Here is a 25,249-nt window from a genome sequence, read left to right on the forward strand (position 1 = left end):
ACATGCACATAAACATGAACGATACTTCATGCTGGCGTGAGCAATTTTCATTACTGTATTTTTCTTCAATAATGCTATGCTTGCGCCACCGTATTCTGCTTTATTTATTTTATGGATTATATTCATCTATCGAGATTCAGTTTAAAGCACCTGACGGCACTGCACGTGATGCTCAGCACACGCAGTGTGACGCAGACCGCCGCCCGCCTGTGCGTGAGCCCGTCCAGCATCAGTAAGATTCTGGCCCAGTTACGTGAGTTACTCGATGATGACCTGTTCTATCGTGATAGCAACCAGTTGATTCCAACCCCTTACGCGTTGCAAATGGGCCCGGCTGTTCACAGTATTCTATCCAGCATGAATGGCCTGTTGCATCAGGCAAACTTCGACCCCAAACAGTACAGTGGGCACTATCGGCTGGCGATGCGCGAAAGTACGTTGGAGCTGTTTGCAGAAGACATTGCCAACATCATTTCCGAATGCTCACCCAATCTTTCATTAACCATTCATTCCAAAGAGTATTACGGATTTGAAGCGCTGCAGCGCGGCGTGATTGATTTCATGATTCTGCCGCACGACATCAGCCAACCGCCGACATACGCGCAGGACTTGGTGTGGCATGTGATCACCGACGATGAGATGGTGTGTTTAATGCGGCCAACGCATCCGCTGGCAGATAAAGAGATGACCACGGAAGATTATCTCTCATACAAACACATCGCGATTTTGGATAAGGAACTCAGCGAACCCTTCTTTGAGAAGAACCTCGCTCAACGGCATAAATCGCGTCAGGTGAGTGTGACGACCGCCGATTTCGGCGCGGCCGCCATCATGTGTCAGCACACCGATTTGCTGTTTACCTGTTCAAAACATTGGGCAGAGCGCGCGCATCAGGCGCAAGGCTTAGTCTGCAAGCCGCTGCCGTTCGATTACGGCACCGTGGCGTACAGTTTGGTGTGGAACAAACCGAGCATGAACGATCAGGCGATGAAGTGGCTGTGCAAGCAACTGACCAAAGGTCAGTGCGGCTGCTAAGTGAAATAGGGCAAACAGAAAAGTAAAAAGGTCAGCAAACGCTGACCTTTTTACTTTTCTGTTTTTGATTTTATTTATGTCAAACCCTAGCCATGAGTTGTTAGTCAATAAACAGATTTCGATGATGAAATCAGCCAAACGATAAGTTTCGCTACTAATTTCATATCTGCAGTGTATGTATTCTGAGGGATTTCCGACAGTGAAATTACGTAAATAGTCAATTTACGTTTTGGAAAAACCTTGCAGGACTAGGCTTTAGGCAGGACTACCCAGAAAGTATTACGCTCATTTTCTCTTGGCATCAAGGTGATCGTGCCGTGATGCAGCTTAGCAATGTCCTTAGTAATGGACATACCCAGACCGGCCCCATCCCCTTTTTCGGTGTTGGCTCGGTAGAAGTTTTCAAACAGTTTCTCACGGGTCTCCTCGCTCAGCGCTTCCCCCGTATCGCTGACCCACACATTCACAACCTGACCTTCCTCTTGCACCTCAACTTTGATCTGTCTGCCTGCCCCCGAGTAACGAATGGCGTTATCCACCAAGTTGGTAAATAGAATCCGCAGCAGGGATTCATCCCCCAACACAAAAATATCGTCGCCGTCGAGAGAGAGCTCTTGTTGATTGCGCAGCGCAAGCGGCACCAGTTCGGCAATCACACCTTGCACCAGCTTCGTCAGGTTGATGCTGGAGAACGTTAAATCATGGATGCTTTCCACCCGCGCCAACATCAGCAACTGTTGAATAAGGCGATCCGTGCGCTCAATGCCGCGCAGAATATTGCTTAAATCGGATTTCAACTGCGCTTCATTTTGGCTCAGCAGGGCGTTTTCCGCATTCAATCGCAACACCGTCAACGGCGTTTTCAATTCGTGAGCAGCCATGCGGGTAAAGCGTCGTTCACGCTGCCACGCCTGATCCAACTCGGCCAGCAATCTATTTAACGAGTCCACCAGCGGAGAGAGTTCCTGCGTGGGGTTCGACACGTAAATGCTATCAAGCTTGTTGGCACTACGCTGGGTAATGGCGCGTTTGAGCTCAGAAATAGGTTCAAAATGTTTGCCAATCAGCAAGGCCATCACCAAAGCCAGACAGGGAATCAAAATCAGTTGCGGCAAGGCGGTTGAGAGCGCCAATTCGCGGCTCATCTCGTCTCGAATCGACTGTTTCTCCGCCACAATCACGTATTCTGGCTGAGTATGATATTGCGTCGGCAGCGGTAATTGAAAAAAGCGCCATGGCTTGCCCTCAATATCCAGATAGCCAAACCCGGCGTAGCGCGGATCGTGCGCAACCCGGCTGATCGTGGGAATGGAACTCCACACCAGCTCCCCACTGAGGTAAAACTGAATCAGAATATTGCGCTCATAAGGATGACCGAAAGTGGTGGGCGAATCGCCGCCTTTGGATTGCTTGGCAATGCGCGCCATCCAAGTATCAAGAATCTCGCTGGCGCGGCGTGCTTCCAGCCCGTCTTCTTTGACGGGTATCCCCAGCAACAGCATTTTAGCCGACTGCCCTAAACGGGCATCATACACTTCTTCAATCTCGTGCTGCGACGCGGAAAAGCTGAAAAACAGTGACACAAGGATCAGCACCGTCGACAGCAAGACCACGGCGATGGTGAGACGTTTCTTGATTGAAAACGCGTATTCCGCACTATTTTTCAATGATGTACCCTACACCACGAATGTTTTTGATCACGTGATTTGACACCTTTTTCCGCAGATTATGAATATGCACCTCGATGGCATTGTCGCTCGCCCCTTCATCCCAGCCGTGCAGGGATTGTTGCAGTTGCTCTTTGCTCAGGACACGACCCGCGTGCGTCATCAACGACGCCAACAATTTGAACTCGTTATTGGTGAGTTTCAGGCGGTTGCCCTGAAAATCCACCGACTGTTCAGACAGCGACAACGATAACTCCCCCACGTCGATGCGCGTGTCACAGTAACCCGATTGACGGCGAATCAGTACCCGCAAGCGCGCCATCAACTCTTCCAGCGCGAACGGTTTGATCAGGTAATCATCGGCGCCGCCATCCAACCCTTTCACGCGATCGTCAATGTCATCGCGCGCGGTCAGAATCAATATCGGCAGCGTAAAACCAGCGCGGCGAATGTGACGCAGCACCATCAACCCATCAATATCCGGCAGGGTGAGATCGAGGATCACCGCCATAAACTGCTCGGTTTTGAGCACGGTCTCGACGCCCGAGCCGCGCTCGACCCAATCGACGGTGTAACCGTGGCGACTCAACGAGGTCACCATTGAGCGGCCTAATAAAACATCATCTTCGACAAGCAGCAAACGCATTTCTAATTCAACGCTCCCAGTTTCTTCGCGATCTCTTGTTGTCGCCCTTGATCAGCCAGCGGACGCGTTGGACGCGGTTTGGCCTGCTGGGCTTTGGTCAAATACTGAATCGCTTCGGCTTTGCGGCCGTCCTGCGCCAGAAAATCACCATAAAAATAGTTCGGATCGATGCCATCAGGATTGATTTCCAAAGCTTTTTTCAGCATCGCTTCCGCTTTGTCATCGTCGCCAAAGCCAATTGGCCAACCCGGTACTTGATAGTATAGCGAACCTAAACTGGTATACGCGGAGCCATCTAACGTTTCTGGCGCTGTTTCAATCACTTGTTCCAGTAACACTTTGGCCTCTTTCACCAACGACAAGGCGCCCAAACCGCCATCCGCCCCAGCAAGGGACGATTTATTGATCGCCAGCCAAACTTTCAGTTCCTGACGCTCGGGCGCGGCTTTTAATGCCTCTTCGTTCCGTTGGATCAGATTTTCCAAGCAATACACCTGATGATCTTTGTCCTTCGATTGATACTGACACACGGCCCATTTTTTCTGAATGGTTTGCAGCGGGTCAGCACCGGCGGCTGCGACAGACATGGTTGCACCTAAAGTTAAAGCTGCGATGCTCAGCGTGATCGTCCGTTTCATCGTTCGTCCCTCATGATGTGCGGTGAGCGAGGCGGCTGCACCGCTCCCGGCGTGATGTAGTGATGAATGGTGTCTTGTTGTTTGCGAATCGAGGCAGACACCACCGTGGGAATCAGCTGGTTTAAGCGCGCAAACAACTTTTCCGGCCACCCAATCCACATTGACGCGCGCTCTTTTTCCAAGATGGACACCACATGGCGTGCGACGACACTTGGCGCATCGCTGCGGTTGCCCAAATCACGATTCATTTGCGTAACACGGTCATCATTGAGATCGGTGTTGGTCGCCCTTGGCGCCAGATACAACACGCGAATTCCCGCGCCATCTAACTCGCGATCCAACGCCTCGCTGAATCGCTGTACGCCCGCTTTCGCGGCGCAGTAGCTGGTGTAACCCGGAAAACCAATCGAACCGAAGGTCGAGCCGATGTTCAGGATGATGCCCGGGCGTTGCAACCAACTCAACGCCGACTGACTGGTCAACATCGGTGTCATCAGATTCAGGTGGATCTCTTCGCGCAGTGATTTCGCGCTGCGCTGAGCCAGAAAACTAAACTGGTTATTGCCCGCATTGTTAATCAGCACATCGATGCGCTGATCGCGTTGAACCTGTTCAAGCGCGAAGGCTTTAAGCACATCTTCGCTATCAGGATGTTGGAAATCGATGGCCAGAACGTGATGACGCTCTGGACACTCAAGGCTGTTTTTCAGCGCTTCCAACTTATTGCGGCTGCGCGCCACTAAGATTAGGGCGGCACCTTTCGCTTCCAGCGCTTGGGCGATTTCTCGGCCAATGCCACCTGAAGCACCAGTTAACAGCACCCGTTTACCTTGTAAGTTCATCGTCTTGTCCTCACGCCGCGTGTTGGAATGCATGCGGTGTCAGCTCACGAAGCATCTCGCCGTAGAGTCGAAACACCATGTTGGCTGAATCGATGATCGCTTGTTGATCGACCGGATCGGTAATTTGGTTCATCAACCCTTCAAACAGTTGAATGTGGTCTTGATCCAGCACGCTGTGCGACGTTAGATAACTCATGGCATTCTCCGGCAAATTTAGCGTCTGTTTCACCAAGGCGGCGACCTCACCGCCCACCCCGACACTGGTGCCTTCCAGCACCCAAACCATGCCAAACAAAGCGATGGGATTGACGCGATCGATTTGGTGATAGAGATAAGCCACCATCAATTCAATCGGCGCGCCCACTCGGCCCTGAGCCTGATTGGCTCGTACCAAGTCAGCGTCAGCACCACACGCAGTGATGTCGTTGAGGATCCATTCGTGATGCCCACTCTCTTCGTCGATGTATTCCCCAACAGCTTGGCGCAGCCATTCATATTTCTCGGGCAAGCGTCCACCACACGCCATCAACAGCGGCACCGTGTGTTTGACGTGATGAAACGCCTGCGTCAAAAATGCCACGTAGGTTGCGCGGTCAATGTCGCCACGGGCACATTGGGCGAAAATCGGCGCCTGTAATAAGGTTTGCTGCGCAGCTTGCGTTTGCTGTTTTAGTGTTTGGAAGAATTCACTCATGCTGTTTTCCTCTTTCCATTCGGGTCAATGGCGATTGAGTCCCACGGCTCAACCCCACGATTCATGCTGTTGCGTTGTGTGATTCGAGTTACTCGTGTCATTCAAGTTGGTCGTGATGATGTGCTGCCCGCCAACAGGAAGCTGCGCCAGCCAATGTTCAAATTGTGCCCGCACTGGTCGCCCATTGGCAGTGTATAACCCAGGCTGCTGTTTGAGCCCAGCCAGCGTCACCACTTTGCCAATGCGGGCATAGTCCGGCAGCGCGGCATTGAGCTTGCGTAAGCTGACCGCCACAATTTCGGGCTGATTGCTGTCGACCACCGCCGTGAGGGTCGATTGTCCTTCCCCTACCACCACCATGCTATGCAGCGCGGGCAACACTTGCGCTTCCGATTCCAGCCACTCCGGCGACACGTTGCGCCCAAACGCGGTGATGATTTGATTTTTCTTGCGGCCATTGATGGTGAGAAAACCCTGCGCATCCAGATGTCCCAAATCGCCAGTGGCCAACCATGTTTGCGTAAACGCTTCGCCGATATAACCCAGTGCCACGTTACCGCGCACCAGCACTTCACCATCATCAGCAATTTTCACCTCGACATGCGGCAGCACGCGGCCACTGGTACCCGGTTTGTGAGCGCTGGGCGTGTTCAAACTCACCACGGAAGCACATTCCGATAAGCCGTATCCTTCAAATGCAGGAATGCCCAATGCGCGTGCCTTGTTTAGCAAGGCTGGCGTGACACGAGCGCCGCCGACCGCGACAAACTCAAGCGAACGCGCCAACGTTGGGTTCAACGTAACAATATGAATCAGCGCCATCAGCAGTGCGGGGGTTAACACCAAACTGCTGGGTTGATACTGACTGAGCGCGACCGCAAACTGATTGGGATTGAACTGACTTGAGCCAGACAGCCCCACATTTTCCCCTGGCACCACCACCGACGTAGCACCGAGCAACATCGGTACGTAAATGCCGGTAATGTTCTCCAGCAAAGTGGACAGTGGCAGTAAAATCAGGTGCGTTTTGCAGCGCGTTTCCGTCGCGATCGCATCGGCCAATGCGCCACTGACTTGCGCCAGTTGTTCATCGCTCAAGCAGACGCCTTTGGGTTGCCCAGTCGAGCCTGAGGTGAACGTGATTTTGCTGCTTTCAGGTAACCAATGAGCGCCATGAGCATGTGAATTGCGCCACAATGGCAAGCCTTCCAATTGCCCCAGCAGTTCCGGTTGTAAGCTGTGCCATTCACCAATCAATACATCGGCGCCTGAACGCTCCAAGGTATGCACGATTTGGGTTTCACTAAAAAACATCGGTACGGGCACGACCGGAATGCGCGCCTGCATCGCGGCCAAATCGGTAATCACCCACCCCAAGCTATTTTCAGCGCGCAGTGCGATGCAGCGCGCTTCAAGCTGTGTGAGCAGCGCTGCCGCTTCTTTGACACGCACCCACAACGTCAGATAACTGATGGATTCGATCTGTTGTGTGCGCTCGCTGTAACCTTGAAATGCAATCGCATCGGGCGTCGTTTCCGCGCGTTGGGCCAATGCCTGTAAAATGGTGTTCATCAGAAACCTCCGCTTAAACGATGTTTGCGGTCGGAAAACAGCGCCTGCAAATGCACCAAAGCGCCTTTCAGATTACCGGCGACAATGCGCGGCTGATAGTGGTAATAGCTGCCCCAAATCGTGTGGGCATCTGGAATACGAGTGGGATCGGCCTCAGCCAAGATGGTCGGGTCCAACCCCAAACGACACATCATGGCGTAGAGCGGGTCGGTGGCGGTAAAAATGCACCATTCAAAGCCCTGTTCGACCAGCTTTTGCGTCATCAACAGAAAATGCAGGGAGGAAAACCCTTTGGAAAACGAAGCCAATTGGCCAAATTCGATCAATTGAGTGCGCTCGACGGGACGCTTGAACGTGTTGGCAAGTAAGGCGTCCGCCGGGTGATCTAAATATTGCTCAAGAAACAGCGCCTCGTCGCTGGCAACACGGTAACCACACAAGGACTTAATGTGGTCATCATCCATCAACGCCATGAAGGTCGGCATAAAGCAATTGAGACGCGCATCAAACGCCAATGAATAACGTTGCGCGATATAGTGTTCGACTTCATCCCGCTTGGGATGGTTACGATCAATGATCGCCAGTTCAAGCGCGTGATCGTGAAAAAAGTCTTTCATTCAGAAGCCCTCTCTGTGCCCGACACCATGAGCTTATGGCGGCAAGCTTAAGAGACACTTAAGAATCTTAAGAAAACAAAAAAGCCGCGGCAGAAATCCTGTCGCGGCTTAATTTAGTCAATAAATTTCTATTTTCGGCCGACGCCCATCACCACGGGCATCACGCCTTGTGGCGTTTTCACGTCAAACACTTTGCTCACTTCAACCGTCGCAAAGCCCGCTTGCGTTAGCATGGCGTGCGCATCACGTTCGCTTAAGCCGAAGTCCGGATCGTTGTCGTCCACCAGCCAATCCCAGTGCACAAATAAACCGCCTTCGTCTAGCAAGGTGTAGATGATTTCAGCCATTTCTTCATGGTTCGGCACAAAACCGCACACTGAAGAGGCAACCACCACATCAAACTGCTTGCGAAACGCCGGATGCTGCGCAACCAAGCCACGCGTTAAGTGGTCCACTACCGGCTCCACATTCACCAGCTCTTTCTTGTCCAACTCTTCAATCATGGCTTCGGACGCATCCAAAGCCACAATGTCTTTTGCCACTGGTGACATCAGTTGACTTAGCAAACCCGTGCCGCAACCAAAATCAAGCACGTGCTTGCCTTCAAGCGAAATGAGCTTATTCAGTTGCTGAAAAACGTTCTGCGCAAAAACGGTTGTCGCTTCGTCTTTTTCCCAATCCGCTGCGTATTCGTCCCAGTCGTGTGCCATCATGGCCTCCGTGTTACTTCTTGTATTCGGGCAAATGTGCCCAAGTGACCTCAAATTGGCAGGCTCATTTCCTGAATGCACAAGCATTTAGGTTAAACCCGTAAGTTTGAGACTACTCGAACACACCAAGATTAAACCAAAACGGAGTAAAGTTCATAGAGTTACAACGCAATCTTGCGCAAGAAAATCTGAATTTGAGTCAATTGGCGAATATTAGAGCAGATAGGCAGCCTGACGAAAATTGTTTATGATTCGGCAACTTCTATCCAATGAGTCTGCTATGAACCTGTCCCAAATTGAAGCTTTCTGCACCATCGCCAATACGGGCTCGGTTTCCGAGGCTGCCCGCCAGCTTGAGTGTAACCGCACCAAGCTGAGCATGGCGATCAAAGCATTTGAAACCGAGCTGGGTGTCGAACTGTTTACGCGCACCGGCAACAACCTCACGTTGTCTGAGGCGGGGAAAGCCATCTACAAAGATTGCGAGAACATGCTCATCACATCGACCCGCATTCGCCGCACCTGTTCGCAAGTTTCTGATGAGTTTGCCGCCGAGATGTGGATTGCTCGTGATGACTCGCTGCCGGACTCGTTGTGGCAAGATCTGGCGCACTCACTTAATAAGCTCTTTCCCAACACCTCCTTTAACATCGTGTTGGCTTCCAGCGGTGACTTGGCAAACTTGGTCTCGACCCAACAAGTCGACTTTGCTTTTGGGGTTGACTACGAACGTCTCGATGACCCACGCATCGGTTATCAGCCACTCGGTAAAATCCGGATGATGTCGGTGTGCAGCACCACACACCCGCTCACCAAAATCAAACGCGTGACCGATGAAGACCTGCGTAAATCGATGCAAGCAGTGATGGTGTACCTCAACGAACGTGATAACTCCAGCCTAGAGCCCTTTTCTCGCCGCTACATCGGCTTTTCAAGCTTTGAATACATGTTGAGTACCATCCTGACCGAAAGTGCCTGGGGCGTGCTGCCAGAGCCGTTGATTCGTCACCATTTACGCGAACAGCGATTGGCCGTGATTCGCCACACTTACGGTTTGACTCAGGAAGACTATTGTATGTTTAGCGTCGCCGGCAGTTCAGAAAACCCGGCCATGGTTTGGCTTGCTGACAAGCTCAGTGACTATCTATTTGACTTCTAATCGCTGTTTATTTTGCACTCGACTGGCGAAAGGCCAGTCAGTGTCAATATTATTGACAGAAATTTAAACTCATAACTCATTGATATTTAAAAACTAAATCTAAAACCCTTCAAAACTACCTGTTCAAAAAAGCAAATCACCATTGTAAAGCTCGGCCGATCAGCCAAAATAACCTCAGTTATCCAACAGGTATAAAAATAAAATGAGTGCTCCAAAAAGTTTTAACGAAAACCGTGTTCTGACCCTCTCAGCCCTTTTCGCATCTATGTTTGCTGTAGCTGGTCTTGTTGTCGGTCTGCTTGTAGGCTCTCTGGTTATCGTGTTCGACGGTGTTTATTCTCTCGTCAGCCTACTGTTAACAATCTTGTCGCTAGTGGCGGCACGCTACATCAGAAAACCTTCTGATTCTGAGTTCCCATTCGGACGAGCATTGTTTGAACCAGCCGTGATTGCGGTCAAAGGTACCGTCATTCTGATGCTTGTCTGTTACTCACTGTACTCTGCGATCGGTTCTATGTTTACCGGTGGTCGTGAAGTCGATGCGTCTATCGCAACTGTATTTGGTGCCATCAACGTGATTGGTTGTGCCATCGCTTGGTGGTACATGGTGTCACTGAGCAAGAAACACTCTTCTGGCCTTATCGGCGCTGAAGTAAAACAGTGGCAGATGGATACACTGCTGAGTTTAGCGGTAACAGTCGGCTTCGTGGTCGCATGGTTGATGACTCTGACACCGATGGCAAATTACGCGGTCTACGCTGACCCAGTGATGATGCTTGCTATGTCGTTCTACTTCATCAAAGTTCCGTTTGACATGCTACGCTCAGCAATGCGTGAAATCTTCCTGATGTCACCAAGCGAAGAGATTTGCCAAACCGTTGACCAAAGTGTGGTTGTGGCCTGTGAAGAGTCCGATCAGGAAATTGAATTGGTCGGTGTAACGAAAGTTGGTCATGAGCTTTGGGTTGACGTTGATATCTACCCAGAAGACAACTGTGACACGATTCTGGTTGAAGACATCGAACAAACGCGTCAAACCATCGAAAAACATCTCGAAAAATTGCCGCTGAAACTGCAAATTACCGTAAACATCGCAAGTTAACGACAATTGATAAGAACCCGCCGAACGGCGGGTTTTTTATTTGGCGTGACATTCGTATCAAGCAAACATTGAGATAAAAAAGAGCCGCTAAAAGCGGCTCTCAATCGTTGGTATTTTCGAATAATCTTGGCCGGATCACTCTTTACCGAAGACGTTGTTCTCTTGCTCTTGTACGCGGATGAACGTGGTACGCTTGGTTAGCTCTTTCAGCTTTGCTGCGCCTACGTAGGTACAGGTTGAACGCACACCGCCGAGGATGTCTTGAATCGTGCCGTGCACGCTGCCACGGTATGGCAATAGGACGGTTTTTCCTTCAGCTGCGCGGTAGCCCGCGACGCCGCCAGAGTGTTTGTCCATCGCGCTCTTAGAAGACATGCCGTAGAACTTCATGAACTTCTCGCCATCTTTGTCGATGATCTCGCCGCCTGACTCTTCGTGACCAGCCAGCATGCCGCCCAACATCACGAAATCTGCGCCGCCACCGAACGCTTTTGACACATCGCCAGCGCATGAACAGCCGCCGTCACCGATGATTACGCCGCCAAGGCCGTGCGCTGCGTCGCCACATTCAATGATGGCAGACAGTTGTGGGTAACCCACACCGGTTTTCACGCGCGTGGTACATACGGAACCTGGGCCAATGCCTACTTTCACGATGTCTGCACCGGCCAGAATCAGCTCTTCACACATGTCGCCTGTGACCACGTTACCAGCCGAGATCACTTTGTCTGGGAAGGCTGCGCGCACGCGCTCTACGTATTCCACCAAGTGCTCTGAGTAGCCGTTCGCGATGTCGATACAGATGAAGATGAATTCATCAGACAGCGCCATGATGTCTTGCGTTTTTTGGAAATCAGCATCCGACGTTCCGGTTGAAACCATCACGTTGTTTAGCGTTGCTTTGTCTGCTGTTTTTGCAAACTCCGCCCAGTCCGCCACTGTGTAGTGTTTATGAACCGCGGTCATTACACCATGCTCAGCGAGGGCTTTCGCCATGGCAAAGCTGCCCACTGAATCCATGTTCGCCGCTATAACTGGCACGCCAGACCATTGACGGCCACTATGCTTGAAGGTAAACTCGCGGGTTAAATTTACTTGAGAACGGCTTTTCAGGGTTGAACGTTTCGGGCGAAACAGGACATCTTTAAAACCTAACTTAAGTTCTTGTTCGATACGCATTGTGTAATTCCTTGATTGATTCACAGTTTGTGTCTCTGTTTGCAGAGTGCGTTGTACTTCGGTTGGCAGACTTCAGTACTTTTCGGACACAAAAAAACCGGAGCGTTGGCAGACGCTCCGGTTTTCAGCATTATAGGTTGTGATTTCTTTCCGGCAAGTCTGATATTTGTATTTTTTTTATGTTACGCTGTCGAAGATTTCATACCCATTGCCATTTTCTACGCTTCCCCCAATACAACATTCCATTAAACCTCATCGTAATCAACGAGTTATTAACAAAACCCTTATTTACTTGATCACGTAAACGTTCACCGCAAACGTTCACTTCGATGACATCAAATATTAAATTGCGATATAGCTCTCACTTCCATAGGCTAATTTTTGTTCAATCCTAAGTGTTCTTCCCTGCAATTTCTTTGTGGATCACACATTTTTTTCTTTCTCTCAAGAGAATCATAGAATCGGTTCGAATATTGCTAAGGTTTTACTGTTGCCTGCAACTTTGCCGTGTGGCAATGCCAAACACCGGTTTGGCTCACTTCATTTCATGGCAGTGGAGAACGAGAATGAAAAAACTAGGGATAACAGGGATCACGTTGGCCGCATTGTGTGCCGCAATGCCAACAATTGCCGCCACTAACGGCCAACATCAGTTTAGCGTCGATGCCGGGTACAGCACGCTCGACAACGGTCACAGCAGCGATCAAGTCTTTACCACGACCGTAGGATACAGCTATTACTTCTCCACATTCTTGGGTGCGGATTTGGGGTATACCGGCACGCTCTCAAGCAAAGCCAAGCTCAACGACGGCAACGGAAATGACATCGAGACCCAATACGACAGTTTCTATGGGGGTGTTCGTGTAGAAGCGCCGATCATGCAGTTTGCTACCGTGTATGCGCGTGGCGGCGTCTCTTATACCCAACTCGAAGAGACGAACGTCTCGTCTTCGCCCAGCACAACCTCAACGCATTCTGGGGTGAATCCATACCTGAGTGCCGGGGCGCGCGTACAATCCGCTTTCAATCCAAATCTCGAATTCAATGCGGAAGTGACCTATCAAGATCTCGACAAAGGTTACTCCAGCACCGCCTTCAGTTTGGGCGCTCGTTTTCGAATGTAACGATTTTTGCCGCAATGTGAACAAACGGTAAGCGGCTTACGCCCAGCCTTTGTTCACATACAAAAGTTAGGGTTTATTTTTCTCACCATCCGTTTAACTATAGCGATAATTACTTCAAGTCAGGTCTTAATTAAGGAGACTGCTATGATCGATATCGCTTTCTTCAGCGCAAAAACATACGACGAAGCCTCATTCAAAAAAATCGTCGATAAAAACACTTTTACGCTGCAATTCCACGACTTTCGTCTGACCAAAAAAACCGCCAAAATGGCCAAAGGCAGCAAGGTGGTGTGTGCGTTTGTGAACGACGATTTGAGTGCGACCGTGTTGGAAGAACTGTATCAAGGGGGCACTCGCCTGATCGCTATGCGCTGCGCGGGCTTTGATAAAGTGGATTTAGACGCCGCAAAACGCATTGGCATGCAGGTGGTTCGCGTACCGGCGTATTCACCAGAAGCGGTGGCAGAGCACGCGGTCGGGTTGATGATGTGTCTGAACCGCCGTTACCACAAGGCGTATCAGCGCACACGTGAGGCCAACTTCTCGTTAGAAGGCTTAGTGGGCTTTAACTTCTATGGCAAAACCGTGGGTGTGATTGGTTCAGGCAAGATTGGCATTGCAGCGATGCGTATCCTCAAAGGCCTTGGCATGAACATTCTCTGCTTTGACCCGTATGAAAACCCATTGGCCATTGAAATCGGCGCGAAATACGTTCAATTGCCGGAGCTGTATGCAAACAGCGACATCATTACGCTGCACTGCCCAATGACCAAAGAAAACTACCACCTGCTGGATGAGCAAGCGTTCGCTCAAATGAAGGATGGTGTGATGATCATCAATACCAGCCGTGGCGAATTGCTTGATTCAGTTGCAGCCATTGAAGCGCTCAAACGTGGCCGTATTGGCGCGCTGGGCTTAGACGTGTACGACAACGAAAAAGATCTGTTCTTCCAAGACAAGTCGAACGATGTGATTGTGGATGACGTGTTCCGCCGACTGTCCGCCTGCCATAACGTGCTGTTTACCGGCCATCAGGCGTTTTTGACAGAAGATGCCCTGCACAATATCGCACAAACCACGCTTAACAACGTGCTGGCGTTTGAGCAAGGCACCAAATCTGGAAACGAATTAGTTAACTAAACTGCGCAGATGGTGCAGTAAGTCACTGGCGAGCAAGCCTCGCTCGCCAAAGGCTTTCGCGTTCTGATCGGCCGCTAAACTGTGGATCAGAACGCCCATTTTTGCCGCCTCAAACACGTTCAGGCCCTGAGCCAACAACGACACAATAATGCCGGTCAACACATCCCCCATGCCGCCCGTTGCCATGCCCGGATTGCCCGCCAGACAGACAAATATTTCTTTGCCGTCACACACCAACGTCCCTGCACCTTTCAAGACCACCACGCCGCCATATTTCTTCTGCAACGCTTTAACCGCGCTATACCGGTCGGCTTCAATGTGCGCCACTTTGGTGTCGAGCAACTTAGCCGCTTCTGCCGGATGCGGGGTGATAATGCGTTGGTGATCAAAATTGGCAGACTGCGCCAGAAAGTGCAGCGCATCCGCATCCATCACTTTCGGCTTGGTTTGGTTTTGCACTTTGTGCATGATTTGACGTGCGGTGTCGTTGCGGCCAAGCCCAGGACCAATCGCCACCACGTCACACCACAAGAGGCGCTCCTCGATCAACGATTCATTGCTCCACCCCGCGGCCATGATTTCAGGGCAAACCGACAGCAGCGGCGTGGTATTGCTCGGGTGCATCAAGCTTGCCGTTAAACCACTGCCAACGCGTGCACAGGCTTGAGCTGCCAGAATAATCGCACCGCCCATGCCTTCGTTTCCCCCGACAATCACCGCTTTGCCATGGCTGCCCTTGTGCGAACAGGGTTCCCGTTTCGGCAGCAGGTGTTTGATCGCTTTGGGATCCAGCGACTGAACCGTCGGCGCATTCTGCTGGCTAAAACTCTCTTCCACTCCAAGGCCCGCGAAATGCAACTCACCGACGTAATTGCGCGCTTTGCCCGTCACCAAACCTTGTTTTAAACCAATGAAGCTGACCGTGTGCTGAGCATGAATGGCCGACCCCAACACTGCACCGGTGTTGGCACATAAGCCCGAAGGAATGTCGATGGCGACGATCGGCGCAGAACAGCGGTTGAGCGTGTCGATGAGTTGCTGCATTGGCTCACGAACCGTGCCCGATAACCCCGTCCCCAGCAAGCCATCAATGACCAAATCTACATCATCCGGCACCCTATCATCGATGGGGTAAACATCGCCGCCGTGATCCAACCAATGGTAATAGGCCGAAAGCGCATCGCCCTTGAGTTGCTCTGGGTCACCCATTTGCCATACCGTGACTTGCACGCCAAGTGAGCGCGCCAGGCAAGCCACAATATACCCATCGCCACCATTATTACCGCCTCCGCAACACACCAGCCAGTGGTGCGTTGCCGGGTACTGAGCGTACGCCACGGTAAACACCGCTTGCCCCGCCCGCTCCATCAAGCTGAACATCTCCAGCCCTTTGGCTTTGGCGGCCATCACTTCACCTTGTTTGACTTGTTGCGCGGTATAAAAAAGACGTGGTAGTGGCATTTGGAACCTGTCCCTGTATAAATCTAAACTTATAGTTTATACCAAAAATGGCGCATCAATGATTTGCAAACCATATTTGTGCAACAATCCATGCGGAAATAGATAGAAAACATCGTGCCTCTACATCATCAGTCGAACGAAATAATGTAGAGGGCAATATCGAATGAAACGGGGCAACAAGAAACGGCTGCGCATGAAATCGGAAAAAATAATGCGTTAGAGCGTGTTCGCCTTTAAGCAATAGCCAATCCCGCGAACCGTTTTGATACTCACATCAGGGAATCGCTCTCGAAGACGAAATATATGGGTATCCAGCGTTCTCGTTTTCATGGACTCGGAATAACCCCAAACATTTCGTAAAATTTCATCTTTTGAACACACGCGGCCAGAGTTTTCTAGCAGAAAATACAAGAGATCAAATTCTTTGGTAGATAATCGGTATTCCTTACCGTGATAAATCGTTTCCCAAGAGACACGATTTAATGTAATTGGAATTCCAGGACATATTAAGGTGGTCATTTTACTTTTTAGCGGATAGAACTTTCGAATATGGGCTCGAATGCGCGCCAATAATTCTAAACCGGAACAAGGTATATCAACAAAGTCGATTGCTCCGGCATCCAAAGTTCGGACTTTTTCACCCGTGCTAAAATTAATTCCCAGCACAACAAGCGGTAGTCGCTTACATGCCATCATCCGAGCGATGAGTGGCAAATCCTTGGTGCTGTTCATTTTCCAGATCACTAAGTCTGCATCGACCCAAGCATCCGTCTGAGGGCGGCAGTTGACGTGAGTTAAACATTCACACCCAACCATTTCTAGCCCCATGACTATCGCTTCGGTTAACGCCTCATCGTCATTGATGATCAATATTCGTTTGTTTGAAAACATTTAAAACTTCAAAATAAGCGGCATTAAAAATAGTCATGACATGATGATTTTTAATGACTAACGTCTATTCCAATATCAACTCATCATTTCATTCATATTTTACTTGAGGTGAACGAAACCACCTTTCTTCTATTTTACCTTGTTACACATGACGCCCTTGTAGGAAATTTCCGATAAACAGGGAAGAATTGTCCCGCCTATCACTGGGAATGGTTTATCTTTTATTTGAGCATGTATATGATCAAAACGATTATCACAGCTAATCATTCACGGCATAAATTTAACAGCAACGAATTCAGCTGAGTGATGGCTAAAATTCATTTACTTAAATAATAGTATTGTGAGCATAAAAAACGGATTCAAAATAAACACATTTTTAACATTTTAGCAAAGATTATATAAATAATAATAAATCGTAAACACGACACCCAACATAACAACCAATAGGAATAGAGATAAATTGCGAACGAAACATCATATTTTTCAATTTTTTCGTGAATAGATACGCCCCAAATTGTATCCAAAGACACAGTATTTAACTTATCCACAAAAAATTCGTTATCTCAAAGAGATTACATATGAAAAATATATTAATTGTTGATGATCACCCAGCAATCAGAATGGCTGTCAAAATACTCTTAGAATCGGCAGGGTATGAGGACATTCGTGAAGCAACCAACGGGGTTGACGCGGTTAAAATGGCCCATACGGAGCGCTTTGACTTGGTGATTTTGGACATTGGCATTCCACAGCTTGATGGCATGGAAGTCATGAACCGTTTAAGAAAGCTACAACCCATTCCCAAGATCTTGGTGCTGACCACACAACCCAGCGAACACTTCGCAACACGCTGTTTACATATGGGGGCATCGGGTTTTGTCTCGAAAAGTGAAGATATCACAAACATTATCGACGCCAGTCGCGCGATCTTATCCGGCCATAGTTATTTCCCGGTCGCCTCATTTCACCATCAAAATGCAGCCCTTTCTGGTCAAGAAAGTGAAATGCTGAAACTCTTGTCTGACCGAGAAATGATGGTATTACAGCAATTGTCCCAAGGCCTCACAAACAAAGAAATTGCTGACAAAATGATCCTCAGCAATAAAACCATTAGCACGTATAAAACCCGTCTAATGGAAAAACTAGGGAGTAGTTCGCTACTGGAGTTAATTGAGTTCGCCAAAAGGAACGGTGTCGTTTAATTTATGAAAAAAATACTCGTTTTTCTCATTGTCTTATTCTCTGGCCATCTCGTTTATGCCAACGAGCACTATCAAGAACTCAAATTGTACGGTCGTGAAGAAAATCGAGTACAGTCTATCCCATTGACCAAGGAGCAGCGCGATTGGCTACGGCAAAAAAACGAAATCGTTTTAGGCACGTCAAACCCTGACCATGCTCCTTTTGACATCACCACCAGCGGCGTCGATTTTGAAGGCATTACGGCCGACTACTTAGCCTTGATCGCAAGCATGCTCGAGGTGAAAGCGACGGTCAGAGTGTATCCCAACCGAGAGCAAGCCATCCAAGCCCTCAACACTGGGGAGATCGACTTGATTGCCGGCGCCAACGCATTTGAAGTGCATCAGCAGCCGTTCTCTCTCACTCATCATTACGTTCCCGACCGCTCCGCGTTTTTTACCAAAGATCATCGCCTCACGTTTTCCAACAGCGATGACATCGATCAGCAATCGATCAGTGTCGCCAATGACTATTTGCCGAAAGAGTTTCTCACCACGCTCTACCCCAACGTGGCATGGAAATTCTACCCGTCCATCAACGCCGCGCTGAGCGCATTAGCGTTTAATGAGGTCGATTACTTCTTGGGCGATCTGGTCACCACGAACTACTCGATCAACCAGCAGCTTCTCAATGGGATTAAGCCCCATCGATTCATTGAGATGGCACCCACCGGGTTTGGATTTGCCTACCGAACGTCAGATGCACTGTTGGGGGATGCCATCAATATCGCGTTGGATCACGTCACGAAAAACCAGAATCGAAGCATTCTTAAGCGCTGGAGCGCGGGCTCAAGCAGCTACTTGTACAACGACCCCATTTCACTGACCGCCGAAGAAAAGCAATGGATCAAGGAAAATCCGGTCATTAACTTCGTCACCGTCGACACCATTGCGCCGCTCTCATTCCTCGACCAAAACCAAAATTTCCAAGGTGTCTCCAAAGACATTTTGAGCATCATTAGCTACCGAACGGGTTTGAGTTTCAACGTCACCATGGCCGACTCCGTGTCCGAAGCCAATCAACAGATCATCAACGGCGAGTCCGATCTCACCATCCTCACGCCCAGTGAGAGTCGGGGGAAGGACATGCTGTTTACGCGTCCGTTTATGCAATCCAATTTGGTGTTGGTGACGCGGCATAGAAGTGCCATAAGTCGCATGTCTGACTTAGAGGGAAGGACCCTTGTCTTGGATAAGGGCAATATCATCATCGAGAAAATCAAGCGCGATTATCCAGGCATCAACATCATGATTGCGGATAACACGCTAGATTCGATGCGAGTACTCAATAGCGCAGGCGCGGATGGCACGATTACACAACAGAAAGTCGCGCAATACTATGTGAATCGACTTTATGACAAGAAACTCAAGATCGTCGATATCGTCTACCCGTCGATCAATGTCAGCTTTGCGGTCTCGATGGCCAATCACCCGTTAAAGTCCATCGTAGAAAAATCCATCATGACGCTCTCCCCCGATGAGCTGTCAATTATTGCCAATAAATGGTGGAACAACGCTTATTTTAGCTCTCAAAGTTGGCGCGACTATCAGAGCCAAATTTATCTCATTGCCGCATTTCTACTGTCTTTAGGCATCATTTCCACATTTTGGAATCGACGCCTCGCCCAACAAGTGAAAGAGCGACAGGCCGCCGAGAACTCACTCAGCGCGCAGTTACAATTCATGCAATCGCTGATTAATGGCATTCCGCATCCAATCTACGTCAGAGACAATCAACTCAAACTGGTCACTTGCAACAGCCAATACTATCAAGTGTTCGGCCTCGACCGAGCTTCGGCCATTGGCAAAACGCCACAAGAAGTGAAGAAGAACTTACAAGAAGCCGTCAAGTTTGAATCGGATTATCAGCAAGTCATTCGAACCGGAGAGCCGATTCTTGTTGACCGAACCTTGCATGTTGCAGGCACTGAGCTGAGCATTTATCACTGGATTGAACCGTATAAAGACACGGCTGGACATTGCCTTGGGGTGATTTGTGGCTGGATCGACGTCAGCGATCGCCGTGACCTTATCGAACAGCTCACGCAAGCCAGCAAAGCAAAAACCACCTTCTTGGCGACCATGAGCCACGAAATCCACACGCCGATGAATGCCATCATTGGTTTACTAGAGATTGCGATTAAGAAATCCCATCAAGGCCATTTCGATGTGCCCGCGTTGGAAGTCGCTTACGACTCTGCACATAATCTTCAGGTGTTAATTGGCGATATTTTGGATATTGTTCGCATCGAATCAGGCCATATCAGCATTGCCCCTCAGCGAGTCAACCTGCGGGATCTGGTGGAATCAATTACGCGTGTCTTTGATGGATTGGCGCGCCAAAAGTACATTCAGCTCGACGTGCATATCGACCCGACCATCACCCAAGATGTGTATGTTGACCCCACACGGCTCAAACAAATCCTCTCCAACTTACTGAGCAATGCAATTAAGTTTACCGATCAAGGTGGCGTCACCGTGACCGTCACCAATCATGGACCTAGCGAGACAACGTTCACAGAACCAGAACAACAAGGCTCCATCGCCGAACGCTATAGCTTTGTGGTGAAAGACACGGGCACTGGCATCAGCGAGGAGGCGCAGCAACGCTTGTTTGCACCTTTTGTACAAGTGCACAGCGATGTGGACAGACGGGGCGCAGGCCTGGGGCTGTCGATTGTTCAGTCCTTATGTAACATGATGGGTGGCACGATTGCGCTATGCAGTGAAGTGGGGGTTGGCACGCAAATTGAGGTGTCGCTCCTATTGCCCGTGCTGGAGCCTGAAGTGGCCAAGGTCACTGCCTCATTGCCGAATTTGGCGCCACAAACCCACCTGATCTCGAAAAAAGTATTGATCGTCGACGATCATGCCGCAAACCGATTATTGCTTGGCGAGCAACTCAAATTCATTGGCTATCAAGTGATCGTCGCTGACAATGGCTTTCAAGGTTTTCAAAAGTGGAAAGCACAACCGGAAATTGAAATTGTGATCACGGACTGCAACATGCCCGGAATTAACGGCTATCAATTAACCCAAAAAATACGCCAAGCCGAAGCCCAGTCAGAGCGCTATCACACACATATCATTGGTTTTACCGCCAATGCTCAGCTCGAACAGCGGCAGCGCTGTTTAGATGCCGGCATGAATGATTGCCTCTTTAAGCCACTCATCATCAACGACTTAAAAGAAGCGCTCGCTAAAATAGCCAAGCAAGTCCCCGCCTCGCCCACACTCAATGACAGTGCTTTAGGTGACGACATTCGCCAACGGATTGTCAACGAAGTGGTAAAAGAGAACGTGAACGACAAGCAACGCCTGCTGACATCATTGGCAAATCATGATTATCAAACGCTGGGCGATATTGCTCACAAAGTGTGTGGTGCCGCCAAAATCATCAGCGAACACGATCTTGCAAGCGCCTGCAAACAACTAGAACAGTTGGTGAAAACTGAGGGGGACATCGTTCATCACGATGTGCAAATGGCCGTCAATCGAATGGTTGAATTGATGGATGCGTTAGCTAAAGAGAAATAAAAATGTGGTGGCTTATATCGCGATTAAGCCACCGCACTTATATTGCAATCATCATCGTTATTCACTCTGGCATAATACGTTTAATATGTCGCTTGAACCTTTGGGTTTCGAATAATAAAAACCTTGCGCTAAACTGCAGCCGATGTCTTTCATGAGGTTGACATGGCTGATATCTTCCACGCCTTCGACCACCAAACTCAAATGCATGTCGTTGGCCAGTGAGAGCACACTGTTGATCGCCAATTTACTGTTTGGGTTGTCGTGGATACTGCGGATAAATTTAGCATCCAGTTTTATCTCGGAAAATGGAAAACTCAATAAGCGACTCAGCGATGAATGGGACACGCCGAAATCATCAATGGACAATTTAATGCCTGCGTTCGCGAGGCGAATAATATTTTCCATCACGAGCGGCGATTCAATCACATCCGACGTTTCCGTCAATTCGAGCGTGACGCAGCTGTAATCTAACGTATAGGCGTTGATTTTCTGGATCACCGTCGTCGCGAAATTCTCGTTCAATAGCTGACGAATATCGATGTTATACGACACTTGAATCAGCTTCCCGAGTTCCATCAAGCTTTTTTGAAACGCCAGCCCATGGGCAAAAATACTCTCAAAGAAATCATCCAATAAATCATTGTTGATGATGTCATCCATGAATAATGCGGCACTGAGTACGCCACTTTTGTGGTTGTTCCAGCGCGCCAACGCTTCCAAACCAATCAAACTGCCAGTGTTGATATTGTATTGCGGTTGATAGTGATACACGAAGTCGCCGTTGAGCAATGCCGCTCTCAACTCTTCCAACGTAAAATAGATTTCCTTCGTGCTTTGGTTATAAACCGTTTTACCAACGGCGCCGTTGATAATTTTATCTTTGATCTGTTTCAGCGGGGAATGGACACTGATATCGCCAGAAAAACTGAAGTCAAGCAGGGAAACAAAACTGGCGATAGAACTGCACAAGGCTTCTCGCGATTCACCAATGTTGTACACGCATTTTAACGTGCAATTGTACTTATTGATTTTGCGTAAAAATGATAACCCTTCCGCTGTTTCGGCAAGTAAATCAATAAATAGGGTGTAGATTTTCCCGTCAGACAGTATTCTGTCCAAAGCGTTATGCTCTTCTTCGATCACCACGGATCGGAAAATGCCAATTTCTTTGAGCTTTCGTCCCAACCCGAGATTATCGTCAGTTCGCCTACCCACAATGAGCGCATGCATAGTTGTATTCCTAGTTGTACAGGTAGCCACAGAATACTGCGCGGTTCACGCTAACGTTATCAGCTCCGACTGAGGGCGACTTCTCACCTTCCTAGCGCTGTGTAGGATTTTTCTTATCCACCAATGTCCTTATCCACGAACAAGAAATAGTGAAAAGACGTCATGTGAACATGAGTTCACGTTCAGCATGACGACGCTCGTTGGGTGTTATTGAGATTGCTTCACGACCAGCGCTTCTGCGGTGGCGTCCTGAATCGATAAAAACAGTGAGTTTACTTTGCCCGTTGGCGTGCGCATTGGGTTCAGTGTGATGTTTTGATACATAAATTCCGCTTGCTGCGTCACGGGGCGCACATTGCGACACTTAAAGAGGTAAGGACGCTGCTGCCAGGTGATAAAGCTACGGCACCCCAAATCATAAACGGGTTTGGTTTTGAGTTTGAACCACTCTTGATGAATTTCAGGGAACAAGGTGAACAACGACTGACCAATGGCTTCGTGCGCTAACTTGCCGCTATGGTGGGTCATAAACCCGTTCCACACTTGCACGTTGTAGTCACGATCAAGCACGATCAAGCCCATATCGACGTTTTGTACCATGTCCACCATCCAGTGGAACTGTTCAAATTCTGCAGGAAGCGACAACATCAGAAATCCTCCATCAGGTACGCAAGTTTACTGTCCAGCAGTGGCAGCGATTCGTCGACAAACATAAACAATAGATCACAGCGAATAGACGTGCCTTCGATGTTGTAGCTGACTTCAAACGTCATGGTTTTCTTAAACGAGCCTGCTGTTGACTGAATCACCGAATCAATCGGAATGTGCTGCCCAAGCAACACGGGTGAACTTTGGAAAAAACGCACTTCGGCTTGTTCGCCCAACCCGTTCAGGAACGAGCCGACCAAAATGTTGGACACATCCATCAAAAGCTCAAGCTCTTCCAACTCTTCACTGTCGGTTGGGACTTTCATCAGTTTCTTCAAATCTGCAACGCTGGAGTCTGTGAGCAGCACTAACGCCTCTCCCGCAATCCCTTCGCCGCTAAACCCCTGACACACCCCCGAGACGTGAACGTTATCGGCCAAATCACGCAATGCCATGTGTAATTCGCTCACTTCAAAGATATTGACGTTGGGCAGGGGCAATTGCACAAACACATCAAAATGACGCGCCAGCGCATCAGCCGCACGACCAATCGACACGTTCGCCACTTCCATGTAGATGTCGCGGCGACGCAAAATTGGCAGCTCGATGGATACCGGGGTCACAATACGCGGCTGAGCGGCAGGCTCGACCAACGTACGAATAACCGCATTGAGGTCATCTTTATTGATCGGTTTTTGAATGAAGGCTTTGGCCCCCAGCGCCATCACCCGTTCTTTGGCTTTGGGTTGGATATCGCCAGAAACCACCACCACTGGCGTGGTATGGCCTTTGTCACGCATCGCTTCCAACGTACCAAACCCATCGAGTTCTGGCATCGTCAAATCAAGGAACATGAGCTGGAAGTCTTGCTGTTCAAGGGTGCTCAGCGCTTCCAAGCCATGCACAGCAAAGGTGATCTCTGCATTTAACGATGCAGGAAGAGAGCGTGCCATCTGCTTTCGGGCCAACGCCGAGTCATCGCAGATGAGTACTGAATACGACATATCATCACCTTCTCGTTCTCATTTTGGGTTTACCCTAAAGTGTATACCTAATTTCGTGAGAGAGGCTAGAATACAGCGCTTAATTATTGATAAATAGGATGATTCCTACTTGCTAGTAATTTGGCCAAATCATCAGCAGAATGATTCTCAGCACGAAGGCACACACCATCATCGCAATGCCCAGTCGATACCATTTGTATTCAGCAATCGTCATGGGAATGCGTTTATAAAACATCGTCGCCACACCTTTCCAGTCGTGACTGCGTCTCCCGTACTGAGTAATGCCAGTGAGCACAAACAAAATGCCGCCAATCAGCAGGCCTTTTTCAATCAAAAACAGTGCGGTTTCCATGCGTTCATCGTCCTTTATTTACTACATCAAAGAGAGTGTATAAATAAACGCGGACGCTGACTGTAGAACTATAGTCGAAGAAAGCGCCAAGGGTTGCACGCTATGCCCCGGTTGCCAGCCCTAGATGAACGACGTAAAAAAGAGGCCTTGCGGCCTCTTTTTAATGATTGATTGATGCGATCGGATTAATGATGCAATGTAGGTTTTGGCACCACCGTGATGCTGTCTCGATAGCTGAACCACAAGTAGCTCACCACAATCGAGAAGAACAAATACGACAGCGCAAAAATAATGGGCGACGTAATCAGTTGTGCAGAGAGCCCCCAAGCCACGCCTAGGACCGTCACACCTACTTTGGCTAACAGGCCACAAACCAGCAGAAAAACGGCCAGTTCAGGAAATCGCGTGCTGCGGAAGGCAAACCAGTAACAGCTACCAACCGCCAAGGCGGCAACGGACAAGCCAAGCATGAAAGAGTGGAAATGTTCAGCGGAGGCGACCCCTGCCGAGACTGATGCCATCATGATTAATAACAGTTTCATAATCTGCCTACCTTAGTTACAGAAAGCATCCTTTCAAATTTGGAATCTCACTTTTTGTCTATTTTCTCGCATCAAATAATTATTTCAAGGTCAAAAAAGCAACAAAAAATAAACAGAATGTTGAGACGAAGTGTTTGTTAAATAGACGTTAAAACAAACCAAACTCCACTTATCGATTTACCAGTCACTTCGGGACTAATGATTTGCAAAACTTGACA

23 protein-coding genes are annotated in these 25,249 nt (G+C 49.2%); 7 read left to right on the plus strand and 16 right to left on the minus strand.

The features are described from left to right. Positions 1–111: 111 nt before the first annotated feature. The gene (locus VFA_RS11940) at positions 112–1,035 is read left to right on the plus strand and encodes a LysR family transcriptional regulator (protein ID WP_014257632.1); all 924 of its coding nucleotides are present in this window, start codon (positions 112–114) and stop codon (positions 1,033–1,035) included. 248 nt (positions 1,036–1,283) lie between these two features. Here VFA_RS11940 and VFA_RS11945 read toward each other — a convergent pair whose 3' ends face one another. The 8 genes from VFA_RS11945 to VFA_RS11980 all read right to left on the minus strand — a co-directional run bounded on the left by VFA_RS11945 (position 1,284) and on the right by VFA_RS11980 (position 8,421). Next, complete coding sequence (locus VFA_RS11945; protein WP_004727087.1) at positions 1,284–2,702, minus strand: ATP-binding protein; 1,419 nt, start codon at positions 2,700–2,702, stop codon at positions 1,284–1,286. Beyond that, a complete protein-coding gene (locus VFA_RS11950; RefSeq protein ID WP_004727088.1) occupies positions 2,692–3,348 on the minus strand; it encodes a response regulator in 657 nt (218 codons plus the stop codon). The genes VFA_RS11945 and VFA_RS11950 overlap by 11 nt, the downstream gene beginning before the upstream one ends. Before the next feature lie 2 nt (positions 3,349–3,350). Further along, complete coding sequence (locus VFA_RS11955) at positions 3,351–3,986, minus strand: tetratricopeptide repeat protein (RefSeq protein ID WP_004727089.1); 636 nt, start codon at positions 3,984–3,986, stop codon at positions 3,351–3,353. Next, positions 3,983–4,828 carry an SDR family oxidoreductase gene (locus VFA_RS11960; protein ID WP_004727090.1) on the minus strand — a complete coding sequence of 282 codons (846 nt, stop codon included), beginning with the start codon at positions 4,826–4,828 and terminating at the stop codon, positions 3,983–3,985. Before VFA_RS11960 ends, VFA_RS11955 begins: the two co-directional genes overlap by 4 nt. A gap of 10 nt (positions 4,829–4,838) precedes the next feature. Continuing rightward, positions 4,839–5,522, minus strand: coding sequence for a TenA family transcriptional regulator (locus tag VFA_RS24045; RefSeq protein WP_004727091.1), 684 nt, complete (start codon positions 5,520–5,522; stop codon positions 4,839–4,841). Positions 5,523–5,570: 48 nt separating this feature from the next. After that, positions 5,571–7,094 carry an AMP-binding protein gene (locus VFA_RS11970; RefSeq protein WP_004727092.1) on the minus strand — a complete coding sequence of 508 codons (1,524 nt, stop codon included), beginning with the start codon at positions 7,092–7,094 and terminating at the stop codon, positions 5,571–5,573. Then, a complete protein-coding gene (locus tag VFA_RS11975) occupies positions 7,094–7,711 on the minus strand; it encodes a thermostable hemolysin (protein WP_004727093.1) in 618 nt (205 codons plus the stop codon). The genes VFA_RS11970 and VFA_RS11975 overlap by 1 nt, the downstream gene beginning before the upstream one ends. 128 nt (positions 7,712–7,839) lie before the next feature. After that, complete coding sequence (locus VFA_RS11980) at positions 7,840–8,421, minus strand: class I SAM-dependent DNA methyltransferase (protein WP_004727094.1); 582 nt, start codon at positions 8,419–8,421, stop codon at positions 7,840–7,842. A gap of 280 nt (positions 8,422–8,701) precedes the next feature. Here VFA_RS11980 and VFA_RS11985 point away from each other — a divergent pair, with 280 nt between their 5' ends. Together VFA_RS11985 and VFA_RS11990 are read left to right on the plus strand one after the other, a co-directional pair. Beyond that, positions 8,702–9,580, plus strand: coding sequence for a LysR family transcriptional regulator (locus VFA_RS11985; RefSeq protein WP_004727095.1), 879 nt, complete (start codon positions 8,702–8,704; stop codon positions 9,578–9,580). Positions 9,581–9,782: 202 nt separating this feature from the next. Beyond that, positions 9,783–10,682, plus strand: coding sequence for a cation diffusion facilitator family transporter (locus VFA_RS11990; RefSeq protein WP_038151678.1), 900 nt, complete (start codon positions 9,783–9,785; stop codon positions 10,680–10,682). A 135-nt stretch (positions 10,683–10,817) separates the two neighbouring features. Here the strand turns inward: VFA_RS11990 and VFA_RS11995 are convergent, their stop codons facing one another. After that, positions 10,818–11,861 (minus strand): GMP reductase, encoded by a 1,044-nt coding sequence (locus VFA_RS11995; protein WP_004727097.1) that lies wholly within the window; start codon positions 11,859–11,861, stop codon positions 10,818–10,820. 566 nt (positions 11,862–12,427) lie between these two features. Here VFA_RS11995 and VFA_RS12000 point away from each other — a divergent pair. Together VFA_RS12000 and VFA_RS12005 are read left to right on the plus strand one after the other, a co-directional pair. Further along, on the plus strand, positions 12,428–12,985 hold the full coding sequence (locus tag VFA_RS12000) for an outer membrane beta-barrel protein (protein WP_038151681.1): 558 nt from the start codon (positions 12,428–12,430) through the stop codon (positions 12,983–12,985). A 144-nt stretch (positions 12,986–13,129) separates the two neighbouring features. Beyond that, the gene (locus VFA_RS12005; RefSeq protein ID WP_004727099.1) at positions 13,130–14,125 is read left to right on the plus strand and encodes a 2-hydroxyacid dehydrogenase; all 996 of its coding nucleotides are present in this window, start codon (positions 13,130–13,132) and stop codon (positions 14,123–14,125) included. Here the strand turns inward: VFA_RS12005 and VFA_RS12010 are convergent. Beyond that, the gene (locus tag VFA_RS12010) at positions 14,114–15,586 is read right to left on the minus strand and encodes a bifunctional ADP-dependent NAD(P)H-hydrate dehydratase/NAD(P)H-hydrate epimerase (protein WP_004727100.1); all 1,473 of its coding nucleotides are present in this window, start codon (positions 15,584–15,586) and stop codon (positions 14,114–14,116) included. The two genes, VFA_RS12005 and VFA_RS12010, sit on opposite strands and share 12 nt — an antisense overlap. 216 nt (positions 15,587–15,802) lie before the next feature. Further along, positions 15,803–16,477 carry a response regulator transcription factor gene (locus VFA_RS12015; protein ID WP_014257641.1) on the minus strand — a complete coding sequence of 225 codons (675 nt, stop codon included), beginning with the start codon at positions 16,475–16,477 and terminating at the stop codon, positions 15,803–15,805. A gap of 578 nt (positions 16,478–17,055) precedes the next feature. On the opposite strand from VFA_RS12015, the gene VFA_RS12020 reads away from it, so the two are divergent. Together VFA_RS12020 and VFA_RS12025 are read left to right on the plus strand one after the other, a co-directional pair. Further along, complete coding sequence (locus tag VFA_RS12020; protein ID WP_014257642.1) at positions 17,056–17,679, plus strand: response regulator transcription factor; 624 nt, start codon at positions 17,056–17,058, stop codon at positions 17,677–17,679. A 3-nt stretch (positions 17,680–17,682) separates the two neighbouring features. Then, positions 17,683–21,255 carry an ATP-binding protein gene (locus VFA_RS12025; RefSeq protein ID WP_004727102.1) on the plus strand — a complete coding sequence of 1,191 codons (3,573 nt, stop codon included), beginning with the start codon at positions 17,683–17,685 and terminating at the stop codon, positions 21,253–21,255. A gap of 57 nt (positions 21,256–21,312) precedes the next feature. Here the strand turns inward: VFA_RS12025 and VFA_RS12030 are convergent, their stop codons facing one another. The 5 genes from VFA_RS12030 to VFA_RS12050 form a co-directional block, all read right to left on the minus strand. Beyond that, complete coding sequence (locus VFA_RS12030; protein ID WP_038151683.1) at positions 21,313–22,485, minus strand: EAL domain-containing protein; 1,173 nt, start codon at positions 22,483–22,485, stop codon at positions 21,313–21,315. Between the two features lie 207 nt (positions 22,486–22,692). Next, the gene (locus VFA_RS12035; protein ID WP_004727104.1) at positions 22,693–23,133 is read right to left on the minus strand and encodes a PAS domain-containing protein; all 441 of its coding nucleotides are present in this window, start codon (positions 23,131–23,133) and stop codon (positions 22,693–22,695) included. Then, entirely contained in the window at positions 23,133–24,137 is a 1,005-nt protein-coding gene (locus VFA_RS12040; RefSeq protein WP_004727105.1) for a response regulator, read from the minus strand. The genes VFA_RS12035 and VFA_RS12040 overlap by 1 nt, the downstream gene beginning before the upstream one ends. 112 nt (positions 24,138–24,249) lie before the next feature. Next, a complete protein-coding gene (locus VFA_RS12045; RefSeq protein WP_004727106.1) occupies positions 24,250–24,489 on the minus strand; it encodes a hypothetical protein in 240 nt (79 codons plus the stop codon). A gap of 185 nt (positions 24,490–24,674) precedes the next feature. Then, on the minus strand, positions 24,675–25,031 hold the full coding sequence (locus tag VFA_RS12050; protein WP_004727107.1) for a hypothetical protein: 357 nt from the start codon (positions 25,029–25,031) through the stop codon (positions 24,675–24,677). Positions 25,032–25,249 lie beyond the last annotated feature (218 nt).

The sequence above is a fragment of the Vibrio furnissii CIP 102972 genome (assembly GCF_000176175.1).
Lineage (GTDB): Bacteria > Pseudomonadota > Gammaproteobacteria > Enterobacterales > Vibrionaceae > Vibrio > Vibrio furnissii.